Here is a 7,674-nt window from a genome sequence, read left to right on the forward strand (position 1 = left end):
GTGGGAAAACGTTGGTCAGGCTGAGATGCGGGTGTCTGCTACTTCCCTGGGGGCAGGCACCCCCACGGCCGCCGCAGGCATCTCGCACTGCATGATCCGGGGCAACCGCAACGCCATCACCGCGCCCAGCAACAGCAAGCCCGCGCTGACGAGCAACGTGACATGCAGGCCGTGCACGAAGGCGTCCCGTGCCGCGTGGCGCAGGGCCACTCCACGGGCCCCGCCGAGACGCCCGGCCACGTCGTACGCCTCGCCCAGGGAATGCCCCGCGGACGCCGACGCGGAGGTCGGCACCCCGGGCACGGACCGCAGCCCGGGCGCGTACGCCGCGTTCATCACGCTGCCGAGAAGCGCGATCCCGATCCCCGCCCCGAGCTGGTAGGAGGTCTCGCCGATCGCCGCGGCGCCCCCCGCCTGCGCCGGCGGAGCCTCGCTCAGCATCGACTCGTACGCCCCGAAGAGCGTCATCTCCAGCCCGAACCCGAGCAGCAGGAACCCGAAGAGCAGCAGCCCGGCATTGTCCCGCCCGCCCATCGCGGTGAGCGTCAGCACCGAGATCGCGGTGAGGCAGAACCCGAAGCACACCATCCGCCGCGGCCCGAACCGCCGGAGCATCCGCGCCCCGAACAACCCCGCTGCCATCGCCGCGAACGTCAGCGGCAGCAGCCGTAGACCCGTCTCCAACGGGGAAAGCCCCAGCACCAGTTGCAGATACTGCGCCGCGATCAGCTCCAGGCCCACCAGCGCCAGCATCGCCAGCACGATGCAGCCGACGGACGTGCTGAACGCCGGCCTGCGGAACATCTTCAGGTCCACCAGCGGATGCGTACGGCGCCGTTGCCGTCGTACGAAGAGAACCAGCAGCACCGCGCCCACGAGCAACGGGGCCACGGTCCAGCCGCTCTCGACGGGCTCCCCGCCACCGAGCCGCTTCACGCCGAAGACGACACCGAAGAGACCGCCCGCGGCCATCAGCGCGCCGACGACGTCCCACGGGCCGTCGCGGTCGCCGTGGGACTCGGGGAGCAGGAGGCGGCCGATGGGCAGGCTGATCAGCATCAGGGGGATGTTGACGAGGAAGACCGAGCCCCACCAGAAGTGTTCGAGGAGAAACCCGCCGAGCAGGGGCCCCACCGCCGCGCCGACCGCCGCCACCGCGCTCCACACGCCGATCGCCACCGCCCGCTCGCGCCGGTCGGGGAAGACCTGGCGGAGGATCGACAGCGTGGCCGGCATGATCATCGCGCCGCCGACGCCGAGCAGCGCCCGCGCGAGGATCAGGACCTGGGCGTCATGGGCGAGGGAGGCCAGGCCGGAGGCGATGCCGAAGAGGCCGTAGCCGAGGAGCAGGATGCGTCGGCGGCCGACGCGGTCGCCGAGCGTGCCGAAGAGGATGAGGAGCGAGGCGCAGACCAGCGGATAGACGTCGACGATCCAGAGCAGCTCTATCGCGCCGGGTTTGAGGTCCTCGGTGACGGCGGGCACCGCGACATGCAGCACGGTGGCGTCGAGCGCGACCAGCAGCAGGCTGACGCAGAGGACGACGAGAACGACCCAGCGGTTGGCACCGGCGTCGGCGGCCCGACGGCGCAGCGCTGCGGCAGCCATGGTCGTCCCGGACATGTACTACCTCCCAGATGTTCCCTCGCGTTCGGCGGGGCTCACGGGGTGGGGACTCCCCGTGACTTCGGTCGGAGAGGAGCGGTGTCTCCGACCCGCGCAACGAAGGCGAGTGAGCCGTCAGCGTACGCGAGTTCACGCCAGTGCCACGTGGTGGACCTCTCACACTCCCCGGAGAACACGTGTGGCGTACACCACTCACCTCCCTCTTGACCACGCCCCGCCCGGTCGGCCGGTTCCGCGCGACCTCGATAATCGGGCCCGTGACCGATCTCGCAGCACCTCTTCGCCGGGCGGCCCCGGCCCTCCTCGGGTACGCCGCCGTCCGCGCCCTGGGCCTGGTGGTGCTCGCGGTGTGGAGCGCGGCGCGCGGCAAGAGCGCCCACACCTTGCTGACCGCGCGGTGGGACGCCCTCTGGTACACCCGGGTCGCCGACCTCGGTTACGGCTACGAGGTCCGCCTCCCGAACGGCGACGTCCACTCGAACCTCGCCTTCTTCCCGCTGCTGCCCTGGCTGGAAAGGCTCATGCACGCGGTCTCCCCGCTGTCGTACGCCGACGGCGGCCTCGCGGTGAGCCTGCTCGCCTCGCTCGCGGCGGCCTGGGGGATCTTCGCGGTCACCGACCATGTCCACGGCCGTCGCGTGGGCGTGTCCGCCGTACTGCTGTGGGCCGTGCTCCCGGTGGGGATCGTGCAGTCGATGGCGTACAGCGAGTCGCTCTTCACCGCGCTCGCCGCCTGGTCGCTGTACGCCGTGCTCACGGGCCGCTGGCCGACGGCCGGAGTCCTCGCCCTGTTCGCCGGTCTCACGCGGCCCGTGGGGCTGGCCGTGGTGGCCGCGGTGTGGGTCGCCGCCATCACCTCGTTCGTGCGGGATCGCAGCACGGCGCCCGCTCTCGGCGCGCTGGTCTGGCCGCGCGCCCTCGGCATGGCGCTCGCGCCCCTGGGCGCCGCCGGGTACGTCCTGTGGGTCGGCCATCGCACCGGCAAGGGCCCGCTGGGCTATCTCGACGTACAGGCGGGCTGGCGCAACGGTTTCGACGGCGGCGCCGCTTTCGCCCGTTTCGTCGGCGACAAGTTCACGTCGTTCCCGTCGGCCCTGGCCGGGGTGGGGCTGATCGTCGGAGTCGGGCTGGTGCTCTGGCTGTACGTCGTGGGCGTCCGGCAGGGCCAGCCGCTGCCCCTCCTGGTGTACGCCGGGGTCGTCACCGCGCTCGCGCTGTGCGCGTCGAGCTACTTCGGCTCGAAACCGCGCCTGCTGATGCCCGCATTCCCCCTGTTGCTCCCCCTCGCGCTCGCCCTGGCACGGCTGCGTACGTCCAGGTCAGTGTGGGTGGTGGGCGGTGTCGCACTGGTATCGGCCGTGTACGGGGCGTTCTGGCTGAACGGCTCCGGTCCACCATGATCCACTCGTCACGCTCCATGAGCGCCGGGCCAATTCCACCCCAGCATTTGGTGAACTAATTCATAAGGGCCATAAAACTCGACCCGGCATGATCAAAGGAATTGAAGGACGGAGCCGTCCGGGATTGCGGAATCCTCGGAAATAAACCTGCTCCTGAGAGCTTTCCCACATCACATCGTCATCACAAAGCCGCTGATTCGACGGGGATCCACACTCACTCGCTGTAACGTCGATTGAGTGCGTACCGAACGAAACCTCACCCGTCTGGACCGGGTGTTCGCGAGGCTGGACCGTGAACCTGAACGGCCGGTCAACATCGATGTGCCGAAGATGAGCCGGCACAGGGTCGTGCTGTTTGCCGCGACCCTGGCCTTCTATCTGGCGATCGTATGGCTCGTCGTGACCACGTCCTGGCTGGTCCGGTTCGACTGGCAGGTCATGTTCTTCCGCCCGTACCAGCAGTGGGCGGGCATCCACTGGTTCGTCGACTACTACGTGGTGCTGGGCCAGCGCGGCCCCACCGCGGTGATGGTCGCGGCCTGGCTGGGCTGGCGCTCGTGGCGGCAGCACACCCTGCGCCCGCTGCTGACCCTGGGCACCCTGCTGCTGTTGCTGAACATCACGGTCGGCGCCGCCAAGCTCGGCATGGGCCGCCTCGGCCCGCACTACGCGACCGTCATCGGCTCGAACGAGATGGGCCTGGGCGGCGATATATTTCCCAGCGGCCACACCGCCAACGCGGTCGTGACCTGGGGAATCCTGGCGTATCTGGCCTCCACGCCGGCCGCCCGCCGCTGGCTGTCCGCCGCGTCCGCGGTGACCTCGCTCGGCGTCGGTCTCGCCACGGTCTACCTCGGCACCCACTGGCTGAGCGACGTACTGCTCGGCTGGGCCGCCGGTCTGCTGGTCCTGCTCGCCCTCCCCTGGTGCGAGCCGCTGATCGCGCGTGCCGAGACCTCGATCTTCGACCTGCGCGACCGCTGGCGCGCCCGTCGCGGCCGTACGGCACCCTCCCCCGCGCCCGCCGCTCCGGTCACCGCGCCGGTGCTGCTCAAGCCGCGCGCCTCCTCCGGCGACGAGGTCCCGGCGGCCCGCGAGACGGTCACCACGAGCCGTTCGGCCCGGCCGCCCGCCCATCTCGCCCCGAGCCCGCACACGACCCGCTCGGAGCGCACCCCGGTCACCCCGATCGGCAGCCGTCGCCCGCCGCACCCGGACCGCGTCGCACGCGGCACCGGCGCGGCGGCCGCCGCCCGCCCCGTAGCGGGCGGCTGATCCGCACCGCGGGGCCGGTACGCACCACCATCCCCGCACCGAGAAGGCCCCGGTTCCGTCAGCGGAACCGGGGCCTTCGTCATAGGTGCCGCCGTCTGCGCTCAGCCCTTCCAGGCCCGCGCCACCGTGCCGTCCGCGACCTCGAAGTTGAGCCGTCCCACGCGGAACTCCATGGTGATGATCGCCCCCGGCGGCAGCGACCGCACGGTCGACCACCCGCGCTCCCGCGCGAGCCGCTCGGCCTCTGACGCGTCGAGGCCCACATAGCTGTTCGGACTGTCCTGGGGCTCTGCCGGTGGAGTCGGAATGGATGCCATGCCCGCCACGCTAGCCCCTCTCCCGCTTCATCCGTCCCTCTCCGGTCACACTTCTGTCACAGGATCAGGACGTGTGTTTTGTGCTGCCTCCCTCACACGTATGAGCGGTTCCGTACGCCTTCCGCAGGCATTCGAACGTAATTCCCGCATGTCGGTCCGGCCCGCCGAATAGCCCGGCGGAAAGTACCGCGAGAACCGGCCCGGCGCCCTCATTCCATTCCGATTCCATGCGCTACGGCGGGAGCTGACACCGCATAAGAGTTTCACCGTTCCGGCACAGAATCGCCGTGGGCCACCGGGTCGGACCGGTCCAGCGCCCGGGACAGCCGGTCCCGCGCCGCCCTGATCCGCCCGGTCAGCCCGGCGGGCTCCAGGACCTCGAACTCGAAGCCCGTCATCACCACATGGACCACCATCACGTCGAGGTTCGGGGCCCCGGTCCGCAGCAGGCAACTGGTCGGCCCGTCCGCCTCCAGCGTCCCGGCGGACGGTGAGATCCGCTCGGCGGCCTCCCGGAGGGGCACGAGCAGCCGTACGACGGCGTGCGTGGCGTACGCGCGCGTGGAGACCCCTTTCGAGACGTACGCGGCGAGGCCCTCGGCCGGTGGCGGGCGCGGGGTGAAGCGCGGCCCGTGCGGCGGCCGGGGCGTGATGCGGTCGACGCGGAAGGTGCGCCAGTCCTCGCGGTCCAGGTCCCAGGCGACCAGGTACCAGCGCCGCTCGGTGCACACCAGGCGGTGCGGTTCGACGGTGCGGCGGGTGGCCGCGCCGTCGTGGCTCTCGTACGCGAAGCGCAGCCGCTCGGCGTCCCGGCACAGGGCGGCCAGTTCGGTCAGCACGGCCGGGTCGACGGCGGACGGGAGGGTGTTGTGCAGCATCGGCACGGTGAACGCGTTGAGGGCGCCCACCCGGCGCCGCAGCCGGCTCGGCAGGACCTGCTCCAGCTTGGTGAGGGCGCGTACGGAGGTCTCGCCGATGCCCTCGATGCCCTGCCCGGCGGCGGTGCGCAGACCGACCGCCACGGCGACCGCCTCGTCGTCGTCCAGCAGCAGCGGCGGCAACTCGGCGCCCGCGCCCAGCTGGTATCCGCCACCCGTACCGGGGCTGGCGTTGACGGGGTAGCCCAGCTCGCGCAGCCGGTCCACGTCCCGGCGCACGGTGCGCGGGGTGACCCCGAGCCGGTCGGCCAGGTCGGCGCCGGACCACTCGCGGTGGGCCTGGAGCAGCGAGAGCAGCCGCAGGAGTCGTGCCGAGGTCTCCAACATGGTCGAAGTCTGTATCAAGGGCGGTAGGGCAGTTATCAAGGGCCGTAGGGAGATATCAAAGGCTTCAGGGCAGTCGTCAAGGGCGGTACGGCAGTTGGGGCACGTCGAAACAGGTGCTGTTCATGTCCCCCTGCGGGACCCACCCCCTGCCGTCCTGCCACCGCGCGACCGACAGGCACGTCCTGCGTGTCTTCGGCGGTTCGGCGAGCCGCTCGAAGGAGACCGGAACCAACAGGCCGTCGGCGGTGTAGTCCTCGCTCCGGTTCATGAAGTCGTCCACGCACGCACGCGTGACGCCCGTTTTCGCGCAGGCCTTCGCCGCGTCCGTGAACCACATCGCCGCCGCCCAGCCCTCCAACTGCCACTGGGAATGCGTCTTCAGTTTCTCGGTCGCGTCCCGGAACTCCCGTACGGCGGGCCGCGCCACGTCGTCGAAGTCGCGGCTGGACCCGGTCGCCCACAGGGCGTTGCGGCAGCGCGGGGAGTTTTTGTAGTCCTCCGGGACGGTCGATGTCCAATTCTGTACGTTCGTCACCTTGGCGACGACGTGCGCGCCGACCTGGTCCATCGCCGCGCACAACTGGGCGTTCCCGTGCGTGTCGAGGGCGTCGAAGACAAGGTCGGCACCCTGCTGCTTCAGGTCGGCCGCCGCGGCACGGAAGTTGGGCAGCGCGAAGTCGACCTGCTCGGTGACGACCTTGTACCCCTCCGCCTTCAGCCCCTGCTCGACGAGCCGGGCGTAGGCGGCGGACGCTGCCTGGTTGTACGACACGACGGCGGCGGTACGGGCACCCTGCTCGCGCTTGAAGTACCGGTAGACCTCCGTGCCGCCGTACAGCCGCCCGCCCCAGCCCGGGGTGCCGGCGCGGGGCGCGAGGCTGCCGTAGACGCCGTACAGGTGCGGCCAGGTGTCGTAGGCGGCGCCGATGGGCTGGCCGCCGATGTCGGGCACGCGCGCGTGGGAGACGCGGGAGGCGCCCGTGTAGTCGAGGACGGTGGTGGCGACCAGGGCGACGACCTTGTCCTCGTCGATCAGCTGGTGCACGCACGCGTTGTTGCCGACACCGCTGCCGCCGTCGTCGCACAGGCGCACCTCGACCGGGTGCCCGGCGATGCCCCCGCGCGCGTCGAGGCGGTCGAAGTACGCCTTCGCGCCGTCGCGGGGGCCGGTGAAGGTGTCGCCGCCGACCGGGCTGGTCGCGCTGGTGATGATGCCGACCCGGATCGGTGTGCTGCCGCTCGGTGCGGGCGTACGGCTGTCGCCGTGCTCGAAGTCGCTCTCCGGGAGGCGGCTGCCGCAGGCCGTGCCCCCGAGGAGCAGCAGCACCGCGACAGCGGCCTCAGCAGCCCGCCCCGGGCGACTGCGAGGCATCGCCGCTCAACGCCACCAGCGCGCACAGGGTGTTGACGGACACCTTCCAGGTGCCGTCCTGCTCGACCGTCGTCCCGGAGGCGTTCGGCAGGGCGGTGGCGCCGTTCAGGGTCAGGCTGTACGTCACGGTCGCCTTGTCCGGTGCGGTGAACTCGACCTTCTGGACGTCCGCCTGGACCTGCCCGCCGCGCTTGTCCCCGCTGAAGGCCTTGAGGAGCGGGCCCATCTTGTCGCCGTTCTCCAGGACGGCCTGTTTGTCCCGGGTGGAGGTGGCCGGGTCGAAGAACTTCTTCCAGTTGGCCTTGATCTGGGTCGTGGCGCCCGCCGACCCGGCCGCCGCCACGACCCAGATCAAGGCCAACTGGAAGAAGTTCTTCGACCCGGCCACCTCCACCCGGGACAAACAGGCCGTCCTGGAG

7 protein-coding genes are annotated in these 7,674 nt (G+C 71.0%); 2 read left to right on the forward strand and 5 right to left on the reverse strand.

Annotation, left to right across the window (positions count from 1 at the left end; all coding sequences use genetic code 11):
- Positions 1 to 15: 15 nt before the first annotated feature.
- Positions 16 to 1,623, reverse strand: coding sequence for an MFS transporter (locus tag JHN63_RS44925; protein WP_200690907.1), 1,608 nt, complete (start codon positions 1,621 to 1,623; stop codon positions 16 to 18).
- Between the two features lie 260 nt (positions 1,624 to 1,883).
- On the opposite strand from JHN63_RS44925, the gene JHN63_RS44930 reads away from it, so the two are divergent.
- Positions 1,884 to 3,026 carry a mannosyltransferase family protein gene (locus JHN63_RS44930; RefSeq protein ID WP_200690908.1) on the forward strand — a complete coding sequence of 381 codons (1,143 nt, stop codon included), beginning with the start codon at positions 1,884 to 1,886 and terminating at the stop codon, positions 3,024 to 3,026.
- 237 nt (positions 3,027 to 3,263) lie between these two features.
- Complete coding sequence (locus JHN63_RS44935) at positions 3,264 to 4,301, forward strand: phosphatase PAP2 family protein (RefSeq protein WP_200690909.1); 1,038 nt, start codon at positions 3,264 to 3,266, stop codon at positions 4,299 to 4,301.
- A gap of 101 nt (positions 4,302 to 4,402) precedes the next feature.
- On the opposite strand, the gene JHN63_RS44940 is transcribed toward JHN63_RS44935, so the two are convergent.
- From JHN63_RS44940 to JHN63_RS44955, 4 genes are all read right to left on the reverse strand, one after another.
- A complete protein-coding gene (locus JHN63_RS44940; RefSeq protein WP_200690910.1) occupies positions 4,403 to 4,618 on the reverse strand; it encodes an I78 family peptidase inhibitor in 216 nt (71 codons plus the stop codon).
- A 263-nt stretch (positions 4,619 to 4,881) separates the two neighbouring features.
- Positions 4,882 to 5,883: a YafY family protein gene (locus JHN63_RS44945; RefSeq protein ID WP_200690911.1), complete on the reverse strand. Its 1,002-nt coding sequence runs from the start codon at positions 5,881 to 5,883 to the stop codon at positions 4,882 to 4,884.
- 76 nt (positions 5,884 to 5,959) lie between these two features.
- Positions 5,960 to 7,255 (reverse strand): ABC transporter substrate-binding protein, encoded by a 1,296-nt coding sequence (locus JHN63_RS44950; protein WP_200690912.1) that lies wholly within the window; start codon positions 7,253 to 7,255, stop codon positions 5,960 to 5,962.
- The coding region (locus JHN63_RS44955) for a hypothetical protein (RefSeq protein ID WP_234478649.1) at positions 7,224 to 7,674 on the reverse strand (451 nt) is incomplete at its 5' end. The genes JHN63_RS44955 and JHN63_RS44950, both read right to left, overlap by 32 nt.

The organism is Streptomyces sp. MBT65 (genome assembly GCF_016612545.1).
Classification (GTDB): Bacteria; Actinomycetota; Actinomycetes; order Streptomycetales; family Streptomycetaceae; genus Streptomyces.